The sequence below is a fragment of the Caulobacter sp. GW456-12-1-14-TSB4 genome (genome assembly GCF_059424195.1).
This window is the reverse complement of sequence record NZ_JBWKZF010000018.1, coordinates 15,371-40,698: the sequence shown is the minus strand read 5'-3', so window position 1 is coordinate 40,698 and position 25,328 is coordinate 15,371. Positions and strand designations below refer to the sequence as shown.

The following is a 25,328-nucleotide window of genomic DNA, read 5'->3' as shown; positions in this document are numbered from 1 at the left end:
ACTCTCGCGCTTCTCCATCTGGGCCCCGGCCTTCGCCGGGGAAACGGGAACGGGGGATAGGCCACAAAGAAAAAGGCCGCCGTCCTTTCGAACGGCGGCCCAATTTTCGAAGAGGCGAGAAGCCTACTCTTCCTTGACGCGACGCTTGCGGAACGACGGGTTCAGGATCTGCTTGCGCAGGCGGATGTTCTTCGGGGTCACCTCGACCAGCTCGTCTTCCTCGATATAGGCGATGGCCTGTTCGAGGGTCATGCGGCGCGGCGGGGTCAGGCGAATCGACTCGTCCTTGCCCGAGGCGCGGACGTTGGTCAGCTGCTTGGCCTTCATCGGGTTGACGTCGAGATCGTCCGAACGGGCGTTCTCGCCGATGATCATGCCGAGGTAGGTCTTCTCGCCGGCGCCGACGAACATCACGCCGCGCTCTTCCAGGTTCCACAGCGCGTAGGCCGCGGTTTCACCGTCCGAGTTCGAGATCAGCACGCCCTTGCGCTGTTGGTCGATGGCGCCCTTGTAGGCTTCGTAGTGGCTGAACACGCGGTTCAGCACGCCCGAACCGCGCGTGTCGGTCAGGAACTCGCCCTGATAGCCGATCAGCGAGCGCGACGGAGCGACCAGCTGGATGCGGGTCTTGCCGGCGCCCGACGGACCCATGTCCTTCAGCTCGGCCTTACGCAGCGACAGCTTTTCGATGACGATGCCCGAGAACTCGTCGTCGACGTCGATCATGACGTCTTCCATCGGCTCCAGGCGCTTGCCGGTTTCCGGATCGTTCTGGAACACGACGCGCGGACGCGAGATCGAGACCTCGAAGCCTTCGCGGCGCATGTTCTCGATCAGAACGCCCAGCTGCAGTTCGCCGCGGCCCGAGACTTCGTAGGCGTCGCCTTCGCTGGTCTCGGTCACCTTGATGGCGACGTTCGATTCGGCTTCCTTCAGCAGGCGGTCACGGATGACGCGCGACTGGACCTTGTCGCCTTCGCGGCCGGCCAGCGGGCTGTCGTTGACCGAGACGGTCATCGAGATGGTCGGCGGATCGATCGGCTGGGCCGGCAGGGCCTCGGTCACTTCGATGGCGCACAGGGTGTCGGCGACGGTGGCCTTCGACATGCCGGCGATGGCGACGATGTCACCGGCTTCGGCGCCTTCGTCGATCGGCGAACGCTTCAGGCCGCGGAAAGCCAGCACCTTGGTGATGCGGCCGCGCTCGATTTCCTTGCCTTCGCGGTCCAGGGCGTGGATCGCCATGCCGGGAACGGCCTTGCCGCTCTCGATGCGGCCGGTCAGCAGACGGCCCAGGAACGGGTCGCTTTCGACCAGCACGTTCAGGATCTGGAACGGCGCGTCCTTCTTGGCGATCTGCTTGGGTTCCGGCACGTGGCGGACGATCAGGTCGAACAGCGGGGCGAGGTTGTCGCTGGGCACGTTCATGTCCAGCGTGGCCCAGCCCGAACGGCCCGAGGCGTAGATGTGCGGGAAGTCCAGCTGCTCGTCCGTGGCGCCGATGGCGGCGAACAGGTCGAAGGCGGCGTTGTGGACGCGGTCCGGATCGGCGTGGGCGCGGTCGACCTTGTTGATGCAGAGGATCGGGCGCAGGCCCATCTTCAGCGCCTTGGTCAGCACGAACTTGGTCTGCGGCATGACGCCTTCCTCGGCGTCGATCAGCAGGACGCAGCCGTCCACCATGCCCAGGATGCGTTCGACTTCACCGCCGAAGTCGGCGTGGCCGGGGGTGTCGATGATGTTGATGCGGGTTTCGCCCGCTTCACCGTTCCACAGCACGCTGGTGCACTTGGCCAGAATGGTGATGCCGCGCTCGCGCTCCTGGTCGTTGGAGTCCATGGCGCGCTCGGTGGTGGCTTCGTTGGCGCGGAAGACGCCCGACTGGGCCAGCAGCTGGTCGACGAGGGTGGTCTTGCCATGATCGACGTGCGCGATGATGGCGATATTTCGCATGGACATGGGAGCGGACGGACTTTCGGGAGGAATAGGGATGACGCTGTACGCGTCAGGCGCGCGGCTTTTACGCGACTGCGGCCGATTTATCCACCCCTGACGATTGGAAAGACTTGTCACAGGTAACCGGTGTCATCAACAAAGCCTTATGAGGCTTGGGTTTGCGCGGTGTTCTCAGTAGAGACCGTTTCAAACGCAACAAATTGTGCAGCGCAGCATGACTAAAAATAAGGCAGTTATAGATAGCGTCGTTCCGTGATCCTTGCCCCACAACGGGTTGCGCTAAACCCCTGTCAAAAAATCGACATTAACGTCATCTTTTTTACTTGCCTGTTTTTGCGCCGCACCCTATAAACATTCCTGTGAGGCGGCGCTGCCGCTTCTGCCCTTCCTGGGCGTTTCCTCCCTAATGAACTAGCCCGGCGGTTTCGCCGGGCTTTTTTTTGGCCTGTGGCCGGGAAGGGACGCCAAGCTCTCACAACGCGTGGTCTTCGGACGGGCTCTAAGCGGGACTTGGTCCGTGCGCGGAGCGCGATCGAACGTCACCGGGCCGGAACCGCCGTCAGGTATTCAACCAGATAGTGTGTCGTGTTAGCCTTCGCATCTGGCGTGAAGGCTGGATGTCGAGCCACGCCGGAATCGCGGGGGCGAAATCTGGATGACGGACGCGGAACGGGCGACTCGCGCCATCGAGCCTGAAGCTGACAGCATCGCCCCCAACGCTTTGGGCGACCAGGCGACATCAGTCGATAGCCTGGGCTTCACACCCTATGTCGAAGCCATAGCGCTTTTCCTGACCGCCCCGGCGACCAGGCCCCCATTCACGATTTCGATCGAGGGCGAGTGGGGAAGCGGCAAGTCGTCGTTCATGCTGCAGCTGGAGAACGCGATCGGCGGGAGCAGGGTCAAGGCGCCGATCCTGGAGCGACTGCCTCGGTGGCTGGGCGGACTGGGGTCTTCGGCGCGACCCGTCAAGGACGCCAGGGGCAGGGCGCTGTGCGTCCGCTTCAACGCCTGGCGTCACGACAAACAGGACGCGCTCTGGGCGGCCTTCGCCTTGGCCTTCGTGAAGTCGTTGCGCAAGGAGGTCGGCCTGATCCGCGCCTGGCAGGGAGACGTCCTGCTGTTTCTGAAGCGGCTGAATGGCGAAATCCTCCGCCTGCTGTGGGCGGTGTTGCTGCTGCTGGCCTGTGGCCTCGTGGCGTGGAGCGTCGCTCGCTATTACCCGCAGTGGCTGGGCGGCCTTTTCGGCTGGTTGAACGGCAAGCAGGATTCGAAGCTGGCCGCGCAGGCCCTGGGCCTTCTGGCCTCGACCGGGGCGTTTGGCGCGACGGCGGCTCTTGGCCTGGCCGGGCTGCGCAAGGTCTATGCCTCGATCAAGCTGCCCCTCTCCCTGAAGCTGGAGAAATACATCTCCAAGCCCGACTATGAAGGGCACACCGCGTTCATCGAGACCTTTCATCTCGATCTGAACCGGCTGATCGAGGCCTATGCCGGCGATCGGCGCATCTTCATCTTCATCGACGATCTGGACCGCTGCGACGTGCCGCGCGCCGCCGACCTGATGCAGGCGATCAACCTGATGATTGGAGACTCCAAGAACCTGGTGTTCGTCATCGGCATGGACCGCGAGAAGGTCGCCGCGGGGATCGCCCAGAAATACAAGGACATCCTGCCGTTCCTGCGCGACAGCGCCCATTGGAAGCCGAACGACGAAAAGGACAACTATACGCCGCTGTATTTCGGCTACGGCTATCTGGAGAAGTTCATCCAGATCAGCTTCTCCCTGCCCATCGCGGGCGAGAATGCGCTCGACAACTTGTTCGCGGGCGAGCGCGCTCCGGCGGCGCGGCCGGGATGGAGCGCGAGGCTCGCGGAGTACTGGGTGACTTGGTTCAGGACGGTCTGGCCGGGGGGCACGCGATCGGTGGCCGAGGTCGCGCCTGTTTCGGCCGAGCCTACTCCGGTCGAACTGGAGAGGCGGCGACGCAAGTTCCAGAGCAAGATGGAGGGGGATTCCAAGCGGATCCGCGACGTCGTGAAGATCGTCAGCGGGGTGTTCGAGCACAATCCGCGACGCATCAAGCAGTTCATCAGCACGTTCCGCCTCGCCCTCTACATCGCCAACGACCAAGGGCTGTTCGACAGCGATATGGACCGCGAGCCCGACGTCTCGCCGGAACAGATCGGCAAATGCGTCGCCTTGCTCCTGAGATTCCCCGATCTTCGCTTCATGCTGGAGCAGGATCGGGACCTGTTTGGCAAGCTTGAGATCGCCGCTCTGGGCGACGTCGAGGCGCGTCCTGCCGCCTATCATTGGCTGGACAAGCCCGGCGCGATTGATCTGCTCACCCACGGATGTCGTCCCGAGGCGATGTCCGATGGTTGCTCGCTCACGAATTTCGATATCAGGCGGCTGTTATCTGTGCTTCCGCGCGTACAGCGACCGATGGATCCTTCCGACCGGGTAATCGCCGCGTTCGCTGAGCTTGGTCGTCGCTACGAAGCCATCCGTGCAGGCGAGCCTGCCGGTGCGGGGCGAACCCGTAAGATGACGGCCCTGGTCCATGAGGCCATCGCGCTGGCGGAAAGCTTGTCGGCCCCGGACCTGGCTTTGGCGCTTTCCGCGCCCGACGCCACGGACGGAGCACGCCTGATGCGGATCGTACTAGCGTCGGTCGACGTAAACGCTGCCAATCTTTCATGGCTCCTCACGTACAACGGAGCCTTCCGGACGCCCTTCGAGCACTATTGGTGCATCCAGATTCTTCTCGACTATGCGCCCGCGATGGACGAAGCGCAGCGCGCTCGGGTCCGCGCCGATCTCGAAGCGCGCTGGTCGACGATCGCAGAGGATAGCGGGCGGGTTGGAGCCGCGCGGCGCCTGTTGGACATGACAAGTCCGAAGCGGCCTGCCGCATCCAGTCGTCGGAGCAGTCCGAAACCGCCGCCGACCTTGGGTAGCTCGAAGGAGGAAAGGGGCGGCGCCGCCATCAAGGCGCCCACGCGGTCAAGAGCAAAGGCTCCGACGGCGAAAAGGAAGCCGCCGGCCTAATGGCGCGCTACTTCAGCTCCCCCACGTCCAGCCCCGCCAGCGCCTTGGTCAGGGCCTGGGCGTCGGCCGTCAGCCGCGCCAGTCCCTCCGTCGGCTCCCGCGTCGTCTCGTTCATATAGAGCGCGCGGTTGATCTCGATCTGCAGGGCGTGGGTGCGCTTGGCCGGGCGGCCGTAGTGCTCGGTGGTGTAGCCGCCGGCATAGGGGGCGTTGCGGACGACGCGGTAGCCCAGCGCCTCCAACTCGCGCTCGACCAGGCCGGTCAGCTTGGGCGAGCAGGCCGCGCCGAAGCGGTCGCCCAGCACGATGTCGCAAGGGCCGCCGTTCTTGGCCCGCTGGCCGCGCGCGGCGGCGGCCGGCATCGAGTGCCAGTCGATCAGGATCGCCGCGCCGTGCGCCGCGCGCGCCGCCGCCAGCTGGCGGTCCAGGGCGTCGTGATAGGGGCGGTGAGTCAATTCGACGCGGGCCCTGGCCTCGGCGAAGGTCAGCTTGCGGGCATAGATCGGCCGGCCCTCGCCGGCGATGCGGGGGATGGTGCCCAGCCCCGCCGCCACCCGGGCCGAGCGGCCATGGGCGTATTCCGGCAGGTCGCCGTCGAACATCGAGGCGTCCATCTCCCACGGCTCGCGGTTCAGATCGACATAGGCGCGGGCGAAGCGGGCGCGGACCGTGGCGGCGCCCAGGGCGGGCGCGCCGGCGATGATCCGATCGACGAAGGCGTCCTCGGACGCGCGCAGCGTCTCCACCGGCAGGCGGGCGGCGTCCATCATGTCTTCGGGATAGAGGTCGCCGGAGTGGGGCGAGGCGAACACCAGGGCCGTCGGCGGCGCGACCCCGGCCGACGCGGCGCGCGTCACCTCGAACGCCGGACCGCTGAAGGTTTCCAGCGGTGCGATCGCGTCTTCCGTCGAAAGGGGCCGCCAGGCGCTCATGCTTCGCATCATCGAAGGCTGGCCGCGTCGGGTCAAACGACAAACAGCCAGAAGTCGGTTCGTCCACAGCCCGCGACGTTTAGGTTCATCCCCGATTTACGGACATCAGGGTAAAGTGCCTCTCCGATCGACGAATTTTCCCCTGGAACGTGACCTCATGGCCCGCATCCTCCTCGCCGAAGACGATGATTCCCTCCGCGGCTTCCTGGCCCGGGCGCTGGAACGCGCCGGCTTCGAAGTCCAGGCCTGCGCGGATGGCGAGGAAGCCGTCCAGCATCTGGAGCATCCCTGGGACCTGCTGCTGACCGACATCGTCATGCCGGGCATGGACGGCATCGAGGTGGCCCGCCAGGCCGCCGCGCGCGATCCGTCCCTGCGCATCATGTTCATCACCGGCTTCGCCGCCGTCGCCCTCTCGGCCCAGGACCGCGCCCCGGCCGGCGCCAAGGTGCTGTCCAAGCCCGTCCACCTGCGCGACCTGGTCGCCGAGGTGGAAAAAATGATGGCGGCATAAGGACTTACGAAAAGTCCTCGAAAAAATGAGATAGGCGGCTTGCGCGCCAGCCAAGCCGCCGCTATACCCCCACACCTTCCCGGCCGGGACGCTTCTCGAAGCGCTTCCGGTTCGCTTCGGCGGACGCGTAGCTCAGCGGGAGAGCACTACGTTGACATCGTAGGGGTCACAGGTTCAATCCCTGTCGCGTCCACCATTCCCTTCCTTCAGTGAAATCAGAATCCTGTAGCCAAGTCGGCTGCGCGATTCCGGCTGGTTGCTGACGTCTCCACCCCAACTTCCCCCAGCATGCGCGCGACCTTCGGGGGCCTCCGAGGGGGGCCGGCGGCTCGAAGTTCGAACCGCCGATCTCACCTTCAGCGCGCTCAGTGCGAGGCGGCCGCGAGCTTGGCCAGCAGGGCGTCGGCGAACTTGTGGTCCGAGAACGGCTGCTGACCGGTGATCAGCTCGCGGTCCACGACCACTTGCGGCTGCCAGGGCGCCGCATCCTCGATCCGGACGCCCGCCGCCGTCAGGGCTTCGTCGTTATAGTAAGGGGCCGGGCCGCCCAGCTGGGGCCCCTCGATCTGCTGCTCCTCGGTCTTGGAGAAGACGGCCACGCGGTAGCCCGCATAGGGCAGGCCCTTCGCCAGGGCCGGCAAGGCGGCCTTGTCGCCCGCGTTGAGGGCGGCGTCGAAGCGCGCGGTTTCCGGCAGGGTCGACAGCAGCGCCATCGGGCCGTGGCAGATCAGGGCCGTCGGGCGGCCGGTGGCGTGGAAGTCGCGCAGGATCGTGCCCAGGTCCTTGTCCTTGACCAGATCGACCATCGGGGCGTGCCCGCCCGGAACGAAGATCGCCTTGTACTTCTGGGTGTGGCCCACCACGCTGGACAGCAGCAGCGGGTGATGCAGGCCCTTCTGGCCTTCCAGCAGCCGCAGCGCGGCGAAGCGCTTGCTCGAGTCGCCGTCGAAGAACTTGTCCTGGTTGGAGCTGGCGTCCATCGATGGGGTGTCGCCATTGGGGCTGGCGAAGACCGGGGTGTAGCCGGCGTCGATCAGCGCCTTCAGCGGCACGGCGACCTCGTTCAGATAGTAGCCGGTGGCGTAGGGCTTGCCGTCCGCGAGGTTCAGGATGTGCCCGCCGGACATCACCACCAGCACCTCGCCCTTCGACGGAGCGGCCTGGACGGGCGAGGCGTGGGTCAGGGTGAAGGCGGCGATCGCCGCCACCGACATCAGGGCGTTCTTGAGGTTCAGTTTCATCGTTTCGTTCTCTTCAGCGGCGTCACGGGCGCGGATCTTGAGGGTCGGCGCGGGTCGTGGGCTTGGCGGCGCCAGGTCGGGTGGCCGGGCGGGATGTCTTTGATCCGCCCCGAAACTAGGTCGAGCTCGTTACGTCTTAAATGTCGAATAAGCGGCGATTTGAGACGCCTTCATTGTCTCCTCCTTCCGGCCCTGAAAAGCGGTCCGCTCGCGGTCGAGAGTGGAGACAACGGGCATGAAAAAGGGGCCCCGGCTCGCGGCCGGCGCCCCTTGGGCGCGATCTGGATTTGTCGCGCGGGTTCCGGGACGCGCGCCAGGGTCAGGGGGCCTTGCCGGACCCGAGCGTGTCGGCCTGGCCCTCGACCCAGTCGTCGCTGAGGCCGCCGTACAGGGTGTGGTACATCTCGTCGCCGTCGTGCTGGGTGAACTCGAGGTTGAGGTTGTCGTCCCTTAGTCCCAGGATTTCCTGGCAGGCCTTCACCAGCTCGGCGGCCAGCTCGCCACGCAACGCCGCCGACCGGCCTCGGCGGATATCGCACATCAGGATGGCTGCCGGACGCGGATCGTCCGGGCCATCGCCGCACCGCCACAGGCCGCCTTCGCCCAGCTCCCGGATCGCCACGGACAGGCGGTTGATGTTGGACGACATCTTCGCCGCGTAGATTTCGCCCAGTCGTTGGGCGAGGCGGCGCTTCTGCTCCGGCGTGTGCGTGAACGGGGTGTCGAGCTGCAGATACGGCATATTCGGCGTTCCTTCCGATGTGCTGGGCGGGGCCGGTGGGGGCCATGCCCATCCGCTCTTCGCGCGCCAACAGACGTACGCCGTCGCCTCGATGTTTTGGATGTCAAATAGGCGGCGTTTCAGGACGCGCCGAGCTAGATCGCGCTCGCCATCTCGTCGGCCTCGTCGTGGATATCGATCCCTCCGAGCCGCGCATTGCGCCGCAGGACCTGCGGCGGTTGACCGAAGGCGCGCAGGAAGGCTCGCCGCATGTGATCGCGGTCGCTGAAGCCGGTCTGGCGGGCCACCACGTCGATCGGGTGCCGGCTCTGCTCCATCAGGTTGCGCGCGCTCTCGACCCGCAGGTTCTCGATCGCCTTGGCCGGGGACTGGCCGGTCTCGGCGTGGAAGGCCCGGCTGAACTGCCGGGGGCTGAGATGGGCGGCCTCGGCCAGCTCGGGCACCGACAGGGGCTTGTGCAGATTGTCGCGCGCGTAGGCGAGGGCGGCCTGGATGCGGTCCGACTTCGGGTTCAGCTCCAGCAGGGCCGAGAACTGCGACTGCCCACCGCCGCGACGATGATAGACGACCAGCTTGCGGGCGATGGCCTTGGCCACCTCGGGGCCAAGATCGTTCTCGATCAAGGCCAGGCCCAGATCGACGCCGGCCGTCATGCCCGCCGAGGTCCAGATCGGTCCGTCATTGATGAAGATGCGGTCCTCATCCAGATGCGCCTTCGGATAGGCCCGCTGCAGGTCGCGCGCGTGCATCCAGTGGGTGGTGGCGCGCCGCCCGTCCAGCAGCCCGGCCTCGGCCAATACGAAGGCGCCCGTGCAGACCGCCGCGATCCGCCGGTGACGCTTGGGGGCCTCGCGCAGGAAGTCGATCACCCCGGGCGTGGACGGCTGGATGACGCCGCCGCCGACCACCAGGGTGTCGAACGGCTTGTCCGTGAACTTCTCGGTCTCCAGCGTCAGGCCGGCCGACGTCTTGATGCGGCCGCCCATCTCCGAGACGTAGTGCAGCTCGTACGGCTCGGGATCGACCATGTCGTTGGCGGTCTCGAACCCCGCCACGATGGCCAGGGCCATCAGCGAATAGCCGGGATAGACGAGGAAGGCGATGTCGCGCATGGCGTCCGTCTTGTGTCCTAAATCTACGTCTATATGACATTTGAGACTTCGGGTCGCAACCGTACTTTCTGTCCACGGGCTCAATCACGAGCCGCTGAAGACGGAGACATACGATGAGCACACCTTCCTCCAAGGGCGTCGCCCTGATCACCGGGGCGTCCACCGGCATCGGCGCGGTCTATGCCGATCGCCTGGCCAAGCGCGGCTACGACCTGATCCTGGTCGCCCGCAATGCCGAGCGGTTGAACGCCGAAGCCGAGCGCCTGCGCGCGGAAGCTGGCGTGCAGGTCACCCCGCTGCCGGCCGACCTGAGCAACCCCGCCGACCTGGCCAGGGTCGAGGCGGTGCTGCGCGACGATCCGACCATCACCGTGCTGGTGAACAACGCCGGCGTCGGGTCGGTCGCCTCGATCCTGCAGGCCGATGTCGACGCGATGGAGGCGATGATCAGCCTCAACATCACCGCCCTGACGCGTCTGACCTATGCCGCCGCTCCGGCCTTCGTGGCGCGGGGCGCGGGCGCCATCATCAACATCTCGTCGGCGGTCGCCATCGCCGTGGAGAACCTGAACGGCGTCTACAGCGCCTCGAAGTCCTACGTCCTCAGCTTCGGCCACTCGCTGCAGAAGGACCTGGCCGAGAAGGGCGTGCGCGTCCAGACCGTGCTGCCCGCCGCCACCGCCACCGAGTTCTGGGACGTCGCCGGCTATGCGCCGCAAAAGACGTCCGACACCACCATGCGGGCCGAGGACCTGGTCGACGCGGCGCTGGCCGGCTTCGACGCGGGCGAGATCGTGACCATCCCGGCCCTCCACGAGACCCAGGCCTGGACCCAATGGGAACAGGATCGTCGCGCCATGGGCTCGAAGTTCCGCAACCCCAAGCCGGCGCCGCGCTACCAGGTCGCGTGACGGACCCCGAAGCCGGCGACGCTTCCGTCTCCGGCTTCATCCAACGGCAGAATGGAGGACGTCATGTCCCGTCTCGCAGGCAAGATCGCCATCGTCACCGGCGCCAGCTCGGGTATCGGCCTGGCCACCGCCAAGCGCTTTCTCGCCGAGGGTGCCTCGCGGGTCTATCTCACGGGCCGCCGCCAAGCCGAGCTCGACGATGTCGTCGCGGCGCTGAACGCCGCCGACCGCGCCGATCGTCCCGAGGGCTATGACTTCGGCTGGAAGAGCCCCCGCGCCGTGGGCGTGCAAGGCGACGTCGCCAAGCCCGCCGACATGGCGCGTCTCTACGACCAGGTGAAGGCCGAGGTCGGCCGCATCGACGTGGTGTTCGCCAATGCGGGCTACGCGGCCCCCGCGCCGCTCGGCGCGCTCACGGAGGAGCATGTCGACGGCCTGCTGGGCGCGGACCTCAAGGGGGTGATCTGGACGGTGCAGGGCGCGTTGCCGCTGATGGGCGAGGGCGGCTCGATCATCCTCAGCTCATCGATCGTCGGGTCGAAGGGCTTTGAGAACTGGAGCCTCTACAGCGCCGCCAAGGCGGCTGTCCGGTCCTTCGCCCGCACCTGGGCCAGCGACCTGAAGGGCAGGAACATCCGCGTCAACGCGATCAGCCCCGGCGTGATCCACACGCCCGGCTGGTCGGAGTCGGACCTTCCGAAGGAACAGGTCGATGGCTTCTTCGCCTTCGCCGCCTCGATCACCCCGCTCGCGCGCACCGGCCGCGACGAGGAGGTGGCCAAGGTGGTCGTGTTCCTGGCGTCGGACGACAGCAGCTTCGTCAACGGCAGCGAGGTCTTCGTCGACGGCGGCCTCGCCCAGATCTGACTTCCGGGTCCATGGGGTTCGCCGGGCGACGGCCGCCCGGCGAACCGCTCCCAGGCCCTATGCCGGCAGCGGACCGGTATAGTCGGCGCGGGGTCGGAAAAGCTCGTGATCCTGGTACTGCTCCAGGGCGTGGGCGATCCAGCCGACCATGCGGCCGACGGTCGAGACCGCCAGCTCCTCGCCCTTCAGGCCCAGGAGCTTGCCCAGGAACAGGGTCGGCACGATGAAGTCGGGGCCCACGCCCATCAGGTCGTCGGCGATGTCGATGACCGCGCGCAGCGGCGCGAAGGCGGCCGGCGCGACCACGCGCTCCAGGGCGGCGATCAGCGCCTGGGCGCGGGGGTCCTTGTCGGCGTAGAGGTGCCCGCCGAAGCCGGGCAGGGGCTCGCCGATCCGGAAGCGCGACAGCACCACCTCCTTCGGATCGCCGGCCAGGATCTCGTCGACGAAGCGCGAGACCGTCTCGGCGCGACCCAGGTGCAGCCGGCGACCGCGTCCCGCCACCAGCCCGGCCATCACCGCGCCATAGGGCGTGACGCCCGTGTTGGCGGCGGCCCGCACGGCGTAGGTCGTCGGGTCCAGTTCGTGGTCCGCGGCCAGGACGATGCAGCGCCGGATCAGGTCGTCATAGCTGGCCGGCGCCTTCAGCGATCGCGCCAGGATCTGGTGCAGCAGGCCATCCTCCAGCGGATCGCCGTCGCAGACGATCGCCGCGAAACAGCGGATCACACCCGCTCCGGCGCGGGCGTAGCCGGCGGGCGTCAGGTCGTGGGCGCGCGGGTTGGCGTGCTCCATCAGGCCCAGCAGTCCGATCGCCCGAGGGATGCGGGGCAGGCCGGCGAACGCCCGGTTGGCGGCCTCGAAGGCGGGCGGCGTCGACAGCGTCGCCTCGGCGAAGGCGTCGGGCGCGTTCCACAGCCGGCAGGCGACGTCCTCCAGCGTGGCCGTCTCGGCCAGATCGATCGCCGAGACGCCGCGATAGAATGGCCCCTTGGCGGTCATCAGGGTGATGGCCGTGGACCTGATGAGGCCGGCGGATGGATCGGCCGGCTTGCCGCGTCCTCGGGCCTGCTCGATGTCAGCCCGCCAATAGCGCCGCGCCTTGGAGCCGGGCTGCCTTTCCGAGCGGATGCCCTTGCGGCTGACATAGGCGTACAGCGTCTGCAGGCTGACCCCGAGGGTGTCGGCGGCCTCGTCGGCGGACATGAACAGGGTGTCGCTATTCACGTTGACAAAATCCGTACAGATTGACGTAGTCAATAGCTAATGGCTCGTATCGCCTCAAGCGCATCAAGAAAATACGCATTGATGAAAATCGTCAATGTGAAAGCGCAATGGAGGGAATGACCATGAAAGCTCGCCTTGGCCTGCTGGGATCGGCCTGTGTCCTGTCTCTGTCGACGACGTCGGCGGCGCTGGCCCAGACCGCCCCGACGCCTGAACCCTTCGCCCTGGACGAGGTCGTGGTCACCGCTCAGAAACGCGCCGAGAACCTGCAGGACGTGCCGCTGACCCTCTCGGTGTTCGGGGCCAAGCAGATCGAGGCCGCGCGCATCGTCCAGGTCCAGGACGTCGCCAACCGAACCCCCGGCCTGGCCTTCGACAACTTCCCCTCGAGCCAGCCTCGGCCGGTGCTGCGCGGCATCGGCTCGTCCGACCGCGGCGCGGCGGGCGATCCGTCGGTCTCGGTGTTCGTCGATGAAGTCTACTATGGTCGCCCGTCCGCGGTGGCGTTCGACGCCTTCGACGTCGATCGGATCGAGGTGCTGAAAGGCCCGCAGGGCACGCTGCTGGGCAAGAACGTGGTCGGCGGCGCGGTCAGCGTCTTCAGCAAGCGTCCGAAGCTGGACGCCTTCGACGCCGGCGCGGCCGTGACGGTCGGCGACTACAAGCGCCTTGAAGGGGCGGGCTTCGTCAACGCGCCGGTCGGCGACAAGGCCGCCGTGCGCCTCAGCCTCAGCAAGCGCACCCACGACGGCTACACCAAGAACGCCTTCGCCGGCGGCGCGGCCGAGGACCAGGACACCACCAGCGGCCGCCTGCAGCTGCTGTTCAAGCCGACCGAGACCTTCACGGCTCTGTTCGCCATCGACGGTACGCGCGATCGCGGCGCCGCCGACGCCCGCCACAGCTTCGAGCTGGACCCGACCGCGCCGGCCAGCGCGCTGTGGCGCGTCAATCGCCAGCGCGACCAGTTCTACGCCGAGACCAACGGCCGCAACGACCGCGACACCTGGGGCGCCCGCGCCAATCTGAGCTGGGACCTGCCGGTGGCGACCCTGACCTACATCGCCTCGTACCGTCACCTGGCCTACCACTACGCCGAGGACTTCGACGGCGGCAATCCGACGATCTACGCCCTGAACTTCCGCGGCGCGCAGGACGAGAAGAGCCACTTCCAGAGCCAGGAAGTACGGCTGTCGGCCCTGCCCAGCTCGAAGCTGCGCTGGGTGATCGGCGGCTATTACTACAGCGGCGACACCGATCGGATCGACACGCTGTGGGGCGACATCAAGTCCCGCCCGACCCCGCCGGCCACCTACGCCGCGCGCGACCGTTTCATCCAGGCCGCGACGACCAAGAGCTATGCGGTGTTCGGCGACGCCACCTGGCCGGTGACCGACCAGATCAACGTCTTCGGCGGCCTGCGCTATTCCCAGGACGACAAGGACTATGCGCTCAACAATCTGGACTCGACGGCGCTGCTGCGCGCCTCGGCCCGCTACGCCATCACGGCCAGCCACGACTGGGACAAGCTGACCTGGCGGCTGGGCGGCGACTATTCGCCCTCCGAGAACGTCATGCTGTACGGCGTGATCTCGACCGGCTTCAAGAGCGGGGGCTTCCAGGACACGCCCTCGACGGCGACCTCGGCCACAACGCCGTTCAATCCCGAGACGGCCAGGCTCTATGAGCTGGGCGCCAAGACCACGCTGATGGATCGGCGTCTGGTCTGGAACACCTCGATCTACCAGACCGACTATCAGGACCTGCAGGTGCGCAGCACCCGAGGCTTCGACACCATCACCAACAACGCGGGCAAGGCGCGGATCCGGGGGCTGGAGACCTCGATCGACGCGCGGATCGACGAGCACATGCGGCTGTCGGCGACCTATGCCTATACCGACGGCAAGTTCCTCAGCCTGTTCGATCGCGGCGCGGACCGCTCGGGCAACCGCATGACCCGCAGCCCGCGCCACAAGGTGACGCTGTCGCCCAGCTTCACCCAGCCGCTGGCCTCGGGCGCGCGGCTGGAGGCGGCGGTCGACGCCACGATCGAGAGCAAGGTCTATGACGACCTCGACAACAACCAGATCATCACCCGCAAGCCCCGGACCCTGGTCGATGGGCGCCTCGTCTACGACAGCGCCGAGGGCCACTGGAGCCTGTCGGTCTGGGGCAAGAACCTGACCAACGACATCTACAAGACCCACCAGGTCGTGTTCCAAGGCGCGAACCTGGCGATCTACGCCCCGCCGCGCACGGTCGGCGCGACGCTGCGCTGGAGCTACTGATGACCCTGGCCGTGCTCGGCTTCCTGATGGTGATCAGCTTCATGACGCTGATCATGACCAACCGTCTGTCGGCGGTGACGGCGCTGATCATCGTGCCGATCGTCTTTGGCCTGTTCGCCGGCGCCGGGCCGCAGCTGGGCGTCATGATGGTCAAGGGCGTCACCCAGCTGGCGCCCACCGCCCTGATGCTGGCCTTCGCGGTCCTGTATTTCGGGATCATGATCGATGCGGGTCTGTTCGACCCGCTGGTGCGCTGGGTGCTGAAGACGGTCGGCGACGACCCGGCGCGGGTGACCCTGGGCACGGCGCTGCTGGCCATGGTGGTGTCGCTGGACGGCGACGGCGCCACCACGGCGCTGGTTACGATCTCGGCGCTGCTGCCGGTCTATCGCCGGCTGCGGCTGAACCCGCTGATCCTGGCCCTGCTGCTGGGGCTCAGCAACACCATCGTCAATCTGGTGCCCTGGGGCGGACCGACGGCGCGGGCGGCCAGCGCCCTGCATCTGGAGCCCAGCGCGGTGTTCCTGCCGATGGTCCCGGCCATGGTCGCCGGCCTGGCCGGTGTCCTGGCCCTGGCCTGGTGGCTGGGCCTGGGCGAGCGCAAGCGCCTGGGAGCGCTGACCCTGGAACCGCTCGACCCCGTCGACGCCGGCGCGCCGTTGGTGGAGACCGGCGAGGCGCAAGCCAAGCGGCCCAAGCTGACCGGGTTCAACCTCGCCTTGACCCTGGCCCTGGTCGGCGGCCTCGTCACCGGCGCGGCGCCGTTGCCGGCCCTGATGATGGGCGCCTTCGCGATCGCGGTGATCGTCAACTATCCCGACATCGCCACCCAGCGCACGCGGGTGGCGGCCCACGCCAAGAACGTGCTGGGCGTCGTGCTGCTGATCTTCGCGGCCGGCGCCTTCACCGGCATCCTGTCCGGCACGGGCATGGTCAAGGCGATGGCCGACGCGACCCTGGTGGCGATCCCGCCCAGCCTGGGGCCGTACCTGGCGCCGATCACCGCCCTGATCAGCATGCCGATGACCTTCTTCATGTCCAACGACGCCTTCTATTTCGGCGTCCTGCCGGTGATCGCCGAGACGGCGGCCAAGTTCGGCGTGCCGGCCGACGCCATCGCCCGCGCCTCGATCATCGGCCAGCCCGTCCACGGCCTCAGCCCCCTGATCGCGGCCATCTACCTGGTCACCGGCCTGTTGAAGGTCGAGGTCGGCGCGGCCCAGCGCTTCTCGCTGAAGTGGGCGGTCGCCGCTTCCCTGCTGCTGCTCGTCGCCGCCCTGGCGACCGGCGCCTTTCCCCTGCGAGCCGGCTGATGACCGACGCGGCTCCCCTGTTTCCGAAGGATCCTTCCATGCATGACGACAAGCTGCCAGCCGGCGGCGTCAAGGTCCTGGTGCCGGCCGGCGCGCTGGGCGCCGGCGTCAGCCCCGAGGAGGTCGAGGCGGGCCTCGCCGCCGGGGCGCACGCCATCGCCCTGGACGCGGGCTCCACCGACAGCGGCCCCGCCTATCTGGGCACGGGCAAGTCCAAGTACAGCCGCGCGGCGGTCAAGCGCGACCTGACCATCCTGATGGCCGCCCGTGACAAGGCCGGCATCCCGCTGCTGATCGGCTCGTGCGGCACTTCGGGCTGCGATGAGGCGGTCGATTGGACGCTGGAGATCGTCCAGGAGGTGGCCGAGGAACTGGGCCAACGCCCCCGCATCGCCCAGCTCTATTCCGAGCAGGACAAGGCGACGCTGAAGGCCAAGACCGTCGCCGGCCAGGTGCGGCCCTTGCCGCCGATGGGCGCGCTGGACGAGGCGACCATCGACGCCTGCGCTCACATCGTCGCCCTGCTGGGGCCCGAGCCCTATATCGCCGCGCTGAAGGGCGGCGCGGACATCGTGCTGGGCGGCCGCACCACCGACACCGCCGTGCTGGCCGCCGTGCCGCTGATGCTGGGCGCGGCCGCCGGTCCGGCCTGGCACGGCGCCAAGGTCGCCGAGTGCGGCGGCCAGTGCACGGTCAATCCGATGAACCCGGGCATCCTGTTCAGCGTCGACGACGAAGGCTTCGTCATCGCCCCGCTGTCGCCGGACAACCGCTGCGAGCCGCGCACCGTCTCGGCCCACATGCTCTACGAGAACAGCGATCCGTTCCGACTGATCGAGCCCGGCGGCGTGCTGGATGTCACTGGCTCGGTCTATCAGCCGCTGGACGCCCGCACCGTGCGGGTCACCGGTTCGGTCTGGGAGCCCAAGCCCTACACCATGAAGCTGGAAGGAGCGGGCGGTGGTCCGTTCCAGACCATCATGCTGGTCGGCATCGAGGACCGCGAGGTGATGGCCGACCTGGACGGCTTCATGGCGCGGATGTCCGAGGTTCTGAACCAGCGCGTGCGTCGCGCTATGGGCGAGGCGGCCGGCGAGTTCGATATCTCGCTGCGGGCCTATGGCTGGAACGCGGTGTCGGGCCTGACGCCGCCGCAGCACACCGCGCCGCCGCGCGAGATCGGCCTGCTGTTCGTCGCCACCGCCCAGAGCCAGGCCCTGGCGACCCAGATCGCCAAGGTCTGCAATCCGTACTTCTTCCACTTCCCGGTGCGGCGCGACATCGAGCTGCCCAGCTACGCCTTCCCCTTCTCGCCGGCCGAGATCGAACGGGGCCAGGTGTTCGAATTCAAGCTGAATCACGTGGTCGAGACCGCCGACCCGTTCGAGCTGGTCCGCATCCGTTGGGTCGGGGCCGGCGTCCAGGACAAGGAGGTCCGCGATGACTACGCTGCGTGAGGTCTGCCACCAGGTGCGCTCCAAGAACGCCGGGCCGTTCTGGGTGACGATCGATGTGTTCTTCGACGGGCCCGAGAGCTATGGCCGCTACAAGGACGCGCCGGCCTTGTCGGCGCGGGCGATCGCCGCCGCCTACGGCGCCGACGCCAGCCAGGTGAAGCGCTTCGAGGTCGACGCCTTGAGCATCCTGAAGATCTCGTACCCCCGCAGGACGCCACAAGGCGGCGTGGTCGAGCGCGACATGCACAGCGGCCAGCAATATGTCCGGCTGCTGGATGCGGTGGTCGGCTAGCGGTCAGCGCCTGCGGGCGATTTCGGCCAGGCTCGACCAGTCGCGGGCGCCCAGGCCTTCCGCTACCGCCTGGGTCATCGCCTGCTGTACGATCTGGGCCGAGGGGAGCGACGCCCCACGCTCGCGCGCGGCGTCGAGGGCGAGGTTCACGTCCTTGAGGCCCAGGGTCAGCTTGAAGCCAGGATCGTAGGACTCGTTGGCGATGTTGGCGCCGTAGCGGCGATAGCTGGGGCTGGCGAACAGGGTGTTGGTCAGGATGTCCAGGAAGTCGGCCGCCTTCAGACCGTAGCGTTCGGTCAGGCCGACCGCCTCGCCCATGGCCTCGATGGCCAGGGTGATCATCATGTTGCCGGCAAGCTTGGTGATGATCGCGTGGGTCTGGTCCTCGCCGAGCCTCCAGGTCTTCTGCCCGATCGCGTCGAAGAGGGGCTGAACCGTATCCAGGGCCTCCAAGGGGCCCGCCGCGACGATGTTCAGCTCGGCCTTGACGGCCACGGCCGGGACGCCGAACACCGGGGCGGCGACATAGGCGATCCCCAGGTCCTGGTGACGGCTCTTCAGCTCGGCCACCAGGGCCGGGGAGATCGTCGCCATCACGATGTGAACGCAGTCCTTCCGCGCGGTGCGCAGGACGTCGCCGTCGAGGATCACCGCGCGGACGGCCGCGTCGTCCGCCAGCATTGTGACGACGGCGTCGCACTGGAAGGCCGCCGCGGCCGACGGGAGGGCGCGCACGCCGTCGAGATGGGCGAGCGACGCCGGCGTGCGGTTCCAGGCGCTGACCTCGTGGCCGGCGCGGATCAGATTGGGGATCATGGCCGTCGCCATGCTGCCGACGCCGATAAATCCGATCTTCATGCGGGGCTCCTTCAGGGCGCGTGGCGAGCGTCTCAGGGCAAGCCGTCATGCGGCTCGCGATCGAGGTAGATGTATATGCCGGTGCTTCCTACGGGGCCGGCGACAAGATCAGGTCGAAGACGTCCAGGAAGTCGCGCAAGGGCTGGCCGTCCTGCTCGGCCTTCATGCGCACCAGGGCGCCCTCCCAGGCATTGAGGAGAAACGCGGCGGTGCGCGCCGGCTCCAGCGATGGCGGCAAGGCGCCCGTCTCTCGCGCCGCCTCGAGCATCGCGACGATGTCGCCTTCCCAGACCTTGAACGCGGCGCGCAGCCGGTCGCGCACGACGACATTGCGCGCGCCGATGTCGATGCTGAGATTGCCCAGCAGACAGCCTTCGGCGAACTGACGGTCTTCGTAGCGCCTCTGATAGGTTTCGAACGATCGCCTTAGCCGCGCCAGCGGTGCGACGGTCTCGTCCTGCAGGATCAGCGCGCGGTCGGCCAGGCCAGCATCGGCATAGCGGTCGACGACCTCGGCGGCGTAGTCGTCCTTGCTGCCGAAGTAGTAGTAGAACGAGCCCTTCGGCACGCCGGCCAATTGAACGACATCCTTGATGCCGGTCGAGTTGAAGCCGCCCTCCAGCATCAACTTGACGCCGGCCTCGAGGAGCCGTTCCTTGGGATCGATGTTCATGTCGTGATCGTCACTGACTGGATGGAGGCGAGCCGCTGCCGTCCGCGCCGGCGGCTGAGCCTCCGGCGCGGGGATTCGGATCAGGCCTGGCGATCGTAGAGGAAGGCGGCGTTCGTGCCACCGCCCTGCCCAACGGCCAGTTCGATATTGAGGTGGGCCATCGCCTCGAGATAGCGCGCCGACTTCAGCGGCCCGGCGTTGATCGGCGACAGGCCGATCCGCACGCCAAGGTCGGCGATGGTCTGGGTGGCGGCCGCGTCGTCGCTGGCGATGAACAGCGTGAGCTTGTGGCCGTTGCGATCGATCCGTTCAGGCGCGAGCACGTCGGCGAAGATATTGTTGAAGGCCTTGGCCACGCGCGAACGCGGAAGATGTTCCTGCATGGCTTCGGCCCCGGAGGATTGCTCGCCGGTCAGGATCGGCGCCCAGTCCGCGCCGACCGGGTTGGTGGCGTCGATGACTAGCTTCCCCGCCAGCGCGTCCGACAGCGCGGGCAGGACTTGGTCCAGCACATAGAACGGGAGAGCGACCACCACGATGTCGGCGCCGGCGATCGCGTCCTCGAAGCCGCCATAGGTGAAGCCGGGCGCGTCGCCCTGGGCCGGGTTGCGGACGCCCAGCACGACCTGGTGGCCAACGGCTTGGGCCAGGGCGCCGACGGCCTTGGCGATCGAACCGCCGCCCAGGAAACCAATTTTCATCTTCGTCATCCTTTATGAAGTTGACCGGTCGTCTAGTGAAATTGCGAAGACCGGCACAGAGCCGCCTTAGGGCGGATGTCTGCTGTTAGCCTCGCGACGAGCCTTGGCTGTGGGTGGCGAAGGCCGTCGAGAAGTCGTCGGAGGCCAGAACCATCAGCGCGTCCCTCAGGTGGCGCGCCCTGTCCTCGCCGAAGGCGGTTTCGAGGCTGGCCTGGGCCACGCCCCAGAGCGCCATGGTCTCGGCGACCTTGCGCTGGCCGGCCTTGGTCAGGGTGACCCGCTTGCTGCGTCCGTCGTCGGGGTTGGGCACGAGCCGCACCAGGCCGTCTCGCACCAAGGGTTTGAGGCTGTGGCCCAGGGCCGAAAGGTCCATGACCAGTTCCTGGGCCAGGGCCTTCATGGTCGGCTCGTCCAGTTCGTCGATATGCACGAGGAGCCCAAACTGGCTGTTGCGCAGGCCGCTGGGCGCCAGGACGGTGTCGTAGAGTCTGCCGACATTGCGCGCGGCCTTGCGCATCGTGTCGTTGTTGCACAGCAGGTAGTTCGCAACCCGTTTGCTCTCGCCGCTCGCCATCGCTCTCGTCCGCTGGTCCTGCCTGACTGCGGATCTCATTTAGAGGTATATGCCGGTATGTGCAATGGTCAGCGTCTGACTTTATGCGCGACGCTCTGGCGTTGCCGGTAGCGACGCCCCGGCCTAGGATCGGCCATTCCACGGGGATCACCATGAAGTTTGCGAAACTTGCTCTGCTGGCGACCTTGGCGTCGACCGCTGCTCACGCCCAGACCAACCTGGGAAGCCAGGCGCCCGAGGCCAGCCTGCCGTTCGCCGTCACCCAGGTGGCGACCTTCGACAAGCCCTGGCGCATCGCCTTCCTGCCCGACAGCCGGATGCTGATCACCGAGAAGCCGGGCGCCTTGTGGCTGGTCACCCCGAAGGGCGAGAAGACCAAGATCGCCAATGTCCCGGCGGTGCTGTCGCAAGGGCAGGGCGGTCTGCTGGGCGTCTATCTCTCGCCGCGCTACGCCAGCGACCACAGCGTCTATCTGACCTATTCCGAGCCGGGCGACGGCGGCTCCAGCCTGGCCCTGGCCAAGGCGACGCTGTCGCTGGGCAAGGGCGGCCCCAGCCTCGACGGCCTGAAGGTGATCTGGCGCGACGGCGCGCGCGGCAAGGGCGGCCAGTTCGGCGCCCAGATCGCTTTCTCGCCGGACGGCAAGCTCCTGTACCTGACCGTGGGCGATCGCCAGCGCATGACGCCGGCCCAGGACCCCAACTCGCCGCTGGGCAAGATCCTGCGCCTGACGCTCGACGGCAAGCCCGCGCCGGGCAATCCGATGGCGGGCAAGACCGGCGCGGCCAGCATCCCGATCATCGATCCGCCGGCCGACACCGAGAAGGCCAAGACCGCGCCGGTGGTCAAGACCTATGCCTTCCCCGGTCCGAACCTGACGCCGGCCGAGACCTGGAGCAGCGGCCACCGCACGCCCTACGGCCTGGCCTTCGCGCCCGACGGCAAGCTGTGGGAAGTCGAGCACGGCCCCAAGGGCGGCGACGAGCTGAACCTGATCGAGCCGGGCAAGAACTACGGCTGGCCGCTGGTGTCCTACGCGGTGAACTACAACAACGTGCCGATCCCCAGCCCGGACACGCGCCCTGACCTGCAGAAGCCGGTGCTCTATTGGACGCCCGTGATCGCGCCGGGGAACCTGATCTTCTACAGCGGCAAGATGTTCCCGCAGTGGCAGGGCTCGGCCCTGATCGGCGGCATGGGCAGCAACAGCCTGAACCGCGTCGTCGTCAAAGGCGCCACCGCCACGTCCGCCGAGCGCTGGACGGTCGGCCACCGCATCCGCGACGTCGAGGTCGCGCCGGACGGCGCGCTGTGGATGCTGGAAGACGACAGCGCCGGCGGCCTGTTCCGCGTGACGCCGAAATAGCCGAGAGGCTGGGGCGTGCGAGCATCATGCGCTCGCACGCTCCGTCGGTATGCTCCATCCGAGTGGTCCGCCCTGGTGGTCGAAGGCCGAGCGGGCGGCTCTGGCCTTCAAGGCCACGACGCGCAAGGCCCGGGGCGCCAAGCATTCGGTCTATGTCGTGCTGCTGCACGACCCGCGCCGCGCCGATCCCTGGGGTCTCTATGTGGGCCAGACCTCGCGCGATCCGGACCTGCGTTTCGACCAGCACAAGACCGGCTACAAGGCCAGCGGCGCGGCCAAGCGGTTCGGCGTCCGGCTGGTTCCGGCGCTGACCGAGCACCTCAATCCGATGCGCCAGTGGGAGTCGCTGGACCTGGAGGCCGCACTGGCCGAGGCGTTCCGCGCGGCCGGCGTGCCCTGGGTCGAGGGCGGGCACTAGTTCAGGCCAAAGCCCTTCAGGCGAGCGTCGGATAGCCCTGCCGGACGGCGAGGTCCTCCAGATACCCGGCGGCGCGATAGTGCGTCAGGGGCAGGACGTTGACGCCGTCCAGCAACAGGGTCCGGCGGACATCGCGAAGGGAAGGGTCTTCCATCACGTCTTCCAGCGCCGCGCCGAGCGCCCTGTAGGCGGCGCGGGGAAGATCGGCCGCGGCGATCAGGGGCAGGCCGGGCGTGCGGCTGGTCCAGGCCAGGACGCGCAGGCCCTTGGTCAGGTCGGACCGGTGACGCCGCAGATGCGCCCAGGTCACGCAATCGATCGCCGCGACATCCGCCGCGCCCTCGGCCAGGGCCTGGGCGCTGCCCACATGCGCGCCGGTGATCAGGATGTCGCTGAAGAACGGCCGGCCTTTGGCCAAGGGCGCGATCTCCGCGCGCAGCAGGTTCATGCCGGTGTTGGAGTCGCGGGCGTTGATCGCGCAGCGCAGGCCCCGGGTGTCGAGCAGGCTCTGGGCCTTGTCGCTGGCGCGGACGACGACGACGCTGCGATGGAACGGGCCGTCGCAGCCCTGGGCGGCGTAGCGGGGCGTGGCGATCAGCTTGACCACGCCCTGCAGGCTCTTGCCGAGAGGATAGCCGCAGGTCTGGGCCAGCAGCAGGCGCGGGTGACGCCAGAGCACGTCGAGCGGCAGCTCGCGGTCCAGGGACGTGGGCGCGGGCGTTCCGCTGGCGGCCAGGCGGATCCGCAAGCCCTCCCACAAGGCGTCGTTGGCCGCCTGCAGCTCGGGGAGGTCGTACATGGGCAGAGCGGCGACGTAGCTCATCGCGCTTGCTCCAGCGCCTGGGCGTGGTCGAGCGCGTGGTGCGGTCGCCACAGATAGCGCCGGAAGACCTCGGCATAGCCATCATAGACGAGGCCGCCATTGCCCGCGACCAGGCGCGTCCGCTCCCGGGCGTGATAGGCCGGCAGGCGATGCCAGGCCAGGCCCGGGCGCTCGTGATGGGCGACATGCAGGTTGTTGTTGAGGAACAAGAGCCCCAGCAGCGGCGCGTTCTCGACGATGGCGATGCGCTGGCCCGGGTCGGCGTGAGCGCGGTGCTCAGCGAACGAGCGGATCAGGCCCAGGGCCACGCCCGGATAGACGAAGCACAGCAGGTAGCGGCCCAGGCTCATGCCGCAGACCACGATCAGCCAGGTCGCCAGGCCCGCCACGAGCAGGCCATGCACGGCCCAGATCGCGCGGCGATCCTGCTGGCCCCTCCAGATCAGGCGCGCCTCGCTCGCCAGGAAGGCGCCGACCTCGACGAAGGGCCCCAGCAACAGCCGTCCGGCCAGTGGCGCGCTCAGCCGGGCCAGGGCGCGGCGCAAGGGCGAGGCCGCGTCGGTCAGGTAGCGCGCCTCGGGGTCGCTGTGCGGCGCCGTCAGGTCGTGGGTCGCGTGGTGCGCCAGGTGCGAGCGGCGATAGATCGCGAAGGGCAGCCATAGCGACAGCGGGACCGAGGCGAGGATCGCGTTCAGCCGCGCCGACCGCGTCGGATGGCCGTGGATCGCCTCGTGCTGATAGCTGCCGTGCCAGGCGACGATCCAGCCGCCGGCCAGGAACAGCACCGCCGTCGGCAATCGGTCGTGGAAGAAGGTCAGGGCCAGCCAACCGCCATGGATCGTCAGCCACAGGAACAGGGTTGGCCATTCGAGGCTGCGCTGCGACCGGACGGACAAATGCGGCGTGGTCGCCATGCGCGCTCTACCCAGACCTCGAAGGAAGGCGTCTCCGGCGCGACGGGCAGGCCGCGCCGGAGGCGTCGCGCAGGACTTCCCATCCGCGCGAGAGTTGGCGGCGCTGAAAGGGAGGTGGCGCCACTGACAAAAGCCTATCTATTGAGTAGGAATTTGGTCGAGGCAGATTTTCTGAGGGCGCGTACAGCCCTCCAGGAGCGGGCGTCTAGCGCGCCGGCTTGACCTTGGGCAGGACGGTGATCGGTTCCAGGACGATGTCGCGGAAGAAGGTCTCGGCCCCCTCGGACTGCAGCTGGATCGCGCCGTGGGTCAGGGGCTGGCCGTCGGCCTTCAGGTCGCGGACCTCCAGCACCGGCACGCCGTTGACGACGTGGACGGCGCGGTCGCCCAGGACGTAGAGGTCCAGGGTGTTCCACTGGCCGGCCGGCTTCTCGGCGTCGCTGTAGGCCTCGACGTTCCAGTCCGCCGTGCCGCCCTTGGCGGTGGTGGCTTTGCCGGTCGGCGAGAAGCGCAGGTTGGGCTTGATCAAGGACGGATCGTTGACCGCGTCGGTGACGACGCTGATCGCCTCGCCGACCGGCACGACCATGCCGATCGAGCCGGTCATGATCTCGAACTCGACCGCCTGGCTCCAGGTGCCCCAGACCACGCCCGGCGCCCCGTGCGAGTGGTAGAGCAGGCCGTTGTTCGGCGCTTGCGTCTCGCGCGGCGCCCAGCGGCCTTGGCCCCATTTGTACTGCAGGCGCAGGTGATAGTTCTGGAAGTCGCCGGTGTGGACCAAGCTCCCCCAGATCTTGCCGTTGACGTAGAGCGCCGGGCGGCCGTCCTCGGTGACCACCTTGAAGATCTCGGCGCTCTGAGGCGTGTCGCCGATCGGCGCGACGGCGGGGCGCTTGTAGGTCAGGGCCGGGTCGGCATAGCCGAGCCAGGAGCGCCAGTCGGCAAGGTCTTTGCCGTTGAAGAGCACGGTCTGCGGCCCCGTGGCCTTGGGGACGTCGGTCAGCGTCAGGGGCGGATGCGGCTCGGCGAGCGCCAGCGCCGCCATCAGGGCCAAGGTCTGAAGCATGCCGTCCTCCTAAGATCTCGCCTCCTAGTCG

The 25,328-nt window shown here is 67.8% G+C and carries 23 protein-coding genes and 1 tRNA gene; 11 read left to right on the top strand and 13 right to left on the bottom strand.

Going from position 1 to position 25,328, the window contains the following annotated elements:
- Positions 1–123 precede the first annotated feature (123 nt).
- Positions 124–1,959, bottom strand: coding sequence for a translational GTPase TypA (typA, locus tag AC07YH_RS17030; protein ID WP_494748142.1), 1,836 nt, complete (start codon positions 1,957–1,959; stop codon positions 124–126).
- A 652-nt stretch (positions 1,960–2,611) separates the two neighbouring features.
- On the opposite strand from typA, the gene AC07YH_RS17025 reads away from it, so the two are divergent.
- Positions 2,612–5,008 carry a KAP family P-loop NTPase fold protein gene (locus AC07YH_RS17025; RefSeq protein ID WP_494748141.1) on the top strand — a complete coding sequence of 799 codons (2,397 nt, stop codon included), beginning with the start codon at positions 2,612–2,614 and terminating at the stop codon, positions 5,006–5,008.
- A 7-nt stretch (positions 5,009–5,015) separates the two neighbouring features.
- Here AC07YH_RS17025 and AC07YH_RS17020 read toward each other — a convergent pair whose 3' ends face one another.
- A complete protein-coding gene (locus tag AC07YH_RS17020; RefSeq protein WP_494748140.1) occupies positions 5,016–5,939 on the bottom strand; it encodes an N-formylglutamate amidohydrolase in 924 nt (307 codons plus the stop codon).
- A gap of 157 nt (positions 5,940–6,096) precedes the next feature.
- Here AC07YH_RS17020 and cpdR point away from each other — a divergent pair, with 157 nt between their 5' ends.
- Positions 6,097–6,453, top strand: a complete 357-nt coding sequence (gene cpdR, locus AC07YH_RS17015) for a cell cycle two-component system response regulator CpdR (RefSeq protein ID WP_004616083.1) — start codon at positions 6,097–6,099, stop codon at positions 6,451–6,453.
- Positions 6,454–6,574: 121 nt separating this feature from the next.
- Positions 6,575–6,649 (top strand) — tRNA-Val (locus AC07YH_RS17010).
- Positions 6,650–6,818: 169 nt separating this feature from the next.
- On the opposite strand, the gene AC07YH_RS17005 is transcribed toward AC07YH_RS17010, so the two are convergent.
- From AC07YH_RS17005 to AC07YH_RS16995, 3 genes are all read right to left on the bottom strand, one after another.
- Complete coding sequence (locus AC07YH_RS17005) at positions 6,819–7,694, bottom strand: type 1 glutamine amidotransferase domain-containing protein (RefSeq protein ID WP_494748139.1); 876 nt, start codon at positions 7,692–7,694, stop codon at positions 6,819–6,821.
- Between the two features lie 319 nt (positions 7,695–8,013).
- The gene (locus AC07YH_RS17000; protein WP_494748138.1) at positions 8,014–8,436 is read right to left on the bottom strand and encodes a tautomerase family protein; all 423 of its coding nucleotides are present in this window, start codon (positions 8,434–8,436) and stop codon (positions 8,014–8,016) included.
- 134 nt (positions 8,437–8,570) lie between these two features.
- Positions 8,571–9,548 (bottom strand): GlxA family transcriptional regulator, encoded by a 978-nt coding sequence (locus tag AC07YH_RS16995; protein ID WP_494748137.1) that lies wholly within the window; start codon positions 9,546–9,548, stop codon positions 8,571–8,573.
- Between the two features lie 113 nt (positions 9,549–9,661).
- On the opposite strand from AC07YH_RS16995, the gene AC07YH_RS16990 reads away from it, so the two are divergent.
- Both AC07YH_RS16990 and AC07YH_RS16985 read left to right on the top strand, forming a co-directional pair.
- Complete coding sequence (locus tag AC07YH_RS16990; RefSeq protein ID WP_494748136.1) at positions 9,662–10,459, top strand: SDR family NAD(P)-dependent oxidoreductase; 798 nt, start codon at positions 9,662–9,664, stop codon at positions 10,457–10,459.
- A 63-nt stretch (positions 10,460–10,522) separates the two neighbouring features.
- Complete coding sequence (locus AC07YH_RS16985) at positions 10,523–11,326, top strand: SDR family NAD(P)-dependent oxidoreductase (RefSeq protein WP_494748135.1); 804 nt, start codon at positions 10,523–10,525, stop codon at positions 11,324–11,326.
- Positions 11,327–11,383: 57 nt separating this feature from the next.
- On the opposite strand, the gene AC07YH_RS16980 is transcribed toward AC07YH_RS16985, so the two are convergent.
- Positions 11,384–12,553, bottom strand: coding sequence for a citrate synthase (locus tag AC07YH_RS16980; protein WP_494748134.1), 1,170 nt, complete (start codon positions 12,551–12,553; stop codon positions 11,384–11,386).
- 122 nt (positions 12,554–12,675) lie between these two features.
- Here AC07YH_RS16980 and AC07YH_RS16975 point away from each other — a divergent pair, with 122 nt between their 5' ends.
- From AC07YH_RS16975 to AC07YH_RS16960, 4 genes are read left to right on the top strand one after another with little or no spacing between them, the layout of a single operon-like run.
- On the top strand, positions 12,676–14,841 hold the full coding sequence (locus tag AC07YH_RS16975; protein WP_494748133.1) for a TonB-dependent receptor: 2,166 nt from the start codon (positions 12,676–12,678) through the stop codon (positions 14,839–14,841).
- Entirely contained in the window at positions 14,841–16,154 is a 1,314-nt protein-coding gene (locus AC07YH_RS16970) for a CitMHS family transporter (RefSeq protein ID WP_494748132.1), read from the top strand. Before AC07YH_RS16975 ends, AC07YH_RS16970 begins: the two co-directional genes overlap by 1 nt.
- A 38-nt stretch (positions 16,155–16,192) precedes the next feature.
- Complete coding sequence (locus AC07YH_RS16965) at positions 16,193–17,611, top strand: acyclic terpene utilization AtuA family protein (RefSeq protein ID WP_494748131.1); 1,419 nt, start codon at positions 16,193–16,195, stop codon at positions 17,609–17,611.
- Positions 17,595–17,903: a DUF4387 family protein gene (locus tag AC07YH_RS16960; RefSeq protein ID WP_494748130.1), complete on the top strand. Its 309-nt coding sequence runs from the start codon at positions 17,595–17,597 to the stop codon at positions 17,901–17,903. The genes AC07YH_RS16965 and AC07YH_RS16960 overlap by 17 nt, the downstream gene beginning before the upstream one ends.
- A 3-nt stretch (positions 17,904–17,906) precedes the next feature.
- Here AC07YH_RS16960 and AC07YH_RS16955 read toward each other — a convergent pair whose 3' ends face one another.
- The 4 genes from AC07YH_RS16955 to AC07YH_RS16940 form a co-directional block, all read right to left on the bottom strand.
- Positions 17,907–18,761, bottom strand: a complete 855-nt coding sequence (locus tag AC07YH_RS16955) for an NAD(P)-dependent oxidoreductase (protein WP_494748129.1) — start codon at positions 18,759–18,761, stop codon at positions 17,907–17,909.
- An 88-nt stretch (positions 18,762–18,849) separates the two neighbouring features.
- On the bottom strand, positions 18,850–19,434 hold the full coding sequence (locus AC07YH_RS16950; RefSeq protein ID WP_494748128.1) for a TetR/AcrR family transcriptional regulator: 585 nt from the start codon (positions 19,432–19,434) through the stop codon (positions 18,850–18,852).
- 80 nt (positions 19,435–19,514) lie between these two features.
- Positions 19,515–20,135 (bottom strand): NADPH-dependent F420 reductase, encoded by a 621-nt coding sequence (locus AC07YH_RS16945; RefSeq protein WP_494748127.1) that lies wholly within the window; start codon positions 20,133–20,135, stop codon positions 19,515–19,517.
- A gap of 85 nt (positions 20,136–20,220) precedes the next feature.
- Positions 20,221–20,709, bottom strand: a complete 489-nt coding sequence (locus AC07YH_RS16940; protein WP_494748126.1) for a MarR family winged helix-turn-helix transcriptional regulator — start codon at positions 20,707–20,709, stop codon at positions 20,221–20,223.
- 152 nt (positions 20,710–20,861) lie between these two features.
- On the opposite strand from AC07YH_RS16940, the gene AC07YH_RS16935 reads away from it, so the two are divergent.
- Both AC07YH_RS16935 and AC07YH_RS16930 read left to right on the top strand, forming a co-directional pair.
- Positions 20,862–22,076 carry a PQQ-dependent sugar dehydrogenase gene (locus AC07YH_RS16935; protein WP_494748125.1) on the top strand — a complete coding sequence of 405 codons (1,215 nt, stop codon included), beginning with the start codon at positions 20,862–20,864 and terminating at the stop codon, positions 22,074–22,076.
- A gap of 49 nt (positions 22,077–22,125) precedes the next feature.
- Positions 22,126–22,494 carry a hypothetical protein gene (locus AC07YH_RS16930; RefSeq protein WP_494748124.1) on the top strand — a complete coding sequence of 123 codons (369 nt, stop codon included), beginning with the start codon at positions 22,126–22,128 and terminating at the stop codon, positions 22,492–22,494.
- A gap of 16 nt (positions 22,495–22,510) precedes the next feature.
- Here AC07YH_RS16930 and AC07YH_RS16925 read toward each other — a convergent pair whose 3' ends face one another.
- From AC07YH_RS16925 to AC07YH_RS16915, 3 genes are all read right to left on the bottom strand, one after another.
- Positions 22,511–23,317 carry a phosphate/phosphite/phosphonate ABC transporter substrate-binding protein gene (locus AC07YH_RS16925; protein ID WP_494748123.1) on the bottom strand — a complete coding sequence of 269 codons (807 nt, stop codon included), beginning with the start codon at positions 23,315–23,317 and terminating at the stop codon, positions 22,511–22,513.
- The gene (locus AC07YH_RS16920) at positions 23,314–24,231 is read right to left on the bottom strand and encodes a fatty acid desaturase (protein WP_494748122.1); all 918 of its coding nucleotides are present in this window, start codon (positions 24,229–24,231) and stop codon (positions 23,314–23,316) included. Before AC07YH_RS16920 ends, AC07YH_RS16925 begins: the two co-directional genes overlap by 4 nt.
- 205 nt (positions 24,232–24,436) lie before the next feature.
- Entirely contained in the window at positions 24,437–25,297 is an 861-nt protein-coding gene (locus AC07YH_RS16915; RefSeq protein WP_494748121.1) for a 3-keto-disaccharide hydrolase, read from the bottom strand.
- Between the last annotated feature and the right edge of the window lie 31 nt (positions 25,298–25,328).

Coding starts and splice junctions, on each gene's coding strand:
- AC07YH_RS16940 (WP_494748126.1), bottom strand. CDS start 20,709: ATGGCGAGCGGCGAGAGCAAACGGGTTGCGAACTACCTGCTGTGCAAC.
- AC07YH_RS16915 (WP_494748121.1), bottom strand. CDS start 25,297: ATGCTTCAGACCTTGGCCCTGATGGCGGCGCTGGCGCTCGCCGAGCCG.
- AC07YH_RS16990 (WP_494748136.1), top strand. CDS start 9,662: ATGAGCACACCTTCCTCCAAGGGCGTCGCCCTGATCACCGGGGCGTCC.
- AC07YH_RS16955 (WP_494748129.1), bottom strand. CDS start 18,761: ATGAAGATCGGATTTATCGGCGTCGGCAGCATGGCGACGGCCATGATC.
- AC07YH_RS16995 (WP_494748137.1), bottom strand. CDS start 9,548: ATGCGCGACATCGCCTTCCTCGTCTATCCCGGCTATTCGCTGATGGCC.
- AC07YH_RS16920 (WP_494748122.1), bottom strand. CDS start 24,231: ATGGCGACCACGCCGCATTTGTCCGTCCGGTCGCAGCGCAGCCTCGAA.
- AC07YH_RS16945 (WP_494748127.1), bottom strand. CDS start 20,135: ATGAAAATTGGTTTCCTGGGCGGCGGTTCGATCGCCAAGGCCGTCGGC.
- AC07YH_RS17005 (WP_494748139.1), bottom strand. CDS start 7,694: ATGAAACTGAACCTCAAGAACGCCCTGATGTCGGTGGCGGCGATCGCC.
- AC07YH_RS16950 (WP_494748128.1), bottom strand. CDS start 19,434: ATGAACATCGATCCCAAGGAACGGCTCCTCGAGGCCGGCGTCAAGTTG.
- AC07YH_RS16975 (WP_494748133.1), top strand. CDS start 12,676: ATGAAAGCTCGCCTTGGCCTGCTGGGATCGGCCTGTGTCCTGTCTCTG.
- AC07YH_RS16970 (WP_494748132.1), top strand. CDS start 14,841: ATGACCCTGGCCGTGCTCGGCTTCCTGATGGTGATCAGCTTCATGACG.
- AC07YH_RS17025 (WP_494748141.1), top strand. CDS start 2,612: ATGACGGACGCGGAACGGGCGACTCGCGCCATCGAGCCTGAAGCTGAC.
- AC07YH_RS17000 (WP_494748138.1), bottom strand. CDS start 8,436: ATGCCGTATCTGCAGCTCGACACCCCGTTCACGCACACGCCGGAGCAG.
- AC07YH_RS16985 (WP_494748135.1), top strand. CDS start 10,523: ATGTCCCGTCTCGCAGGCAAGATCGCCATCGTCACCGGCGCCAGCTCG.
- AC07YH_RS17020 (WP_494748140.1), bottom strand. CDS start 5,939: ATGAGCGCCTGGCGGCCCCTTTCGACGGAAGACGCGATCGCACCGCTG.
- AC07YH_RS16935 (WP_494748125.1), top strand. CDS start 20,862: ATGAAGTTTGCGAAACTTGCTCTGCTGGCGACCTTGGCGTCGACCGCT.
- typA (WP_494748142.1), bottom strand. CDS start 1,959: ATGTCCATGCGAAATATCGCCATCATCGCGCACGTCGATCATGGCAAG.
- cpdR (WP_004616083.1), top strand. CDS start 6,097: ATGGCCCGCATCCTCCTCGCCGAAGACGATGATTCCCTCCGCGGCTTC.
- AC07YH_RS16925 (WP_494748123.1), bottom strand. CDS start 23,317: ATGAGCTACGTCGCCGCTCTGCCCATGTACGACCTCCCCGAGCTGCAG.
- AC07YH_RS16960 (WP_494748130.1), top strand. CDS start 17,595: ATGACTACGCTGCGTGAGGTCTGCCACCAGGTGCGCTCCAAGAACGCC.
- AC07YH_RS16930 (WP_494748124.1), top strand. CDS start 22,126: ATGCTCCATCCGAGTGGTCCGCCCTGGTGGTCGAAGGCCGAGCGGGCG.
- AC07YH_RS16965 (WP_494748131.1), top strand. CDS start 16,193: ATGCATGACGACAAGCTGCCAGCCGGCGGCGTCAAGGTCCTGGTGCCG.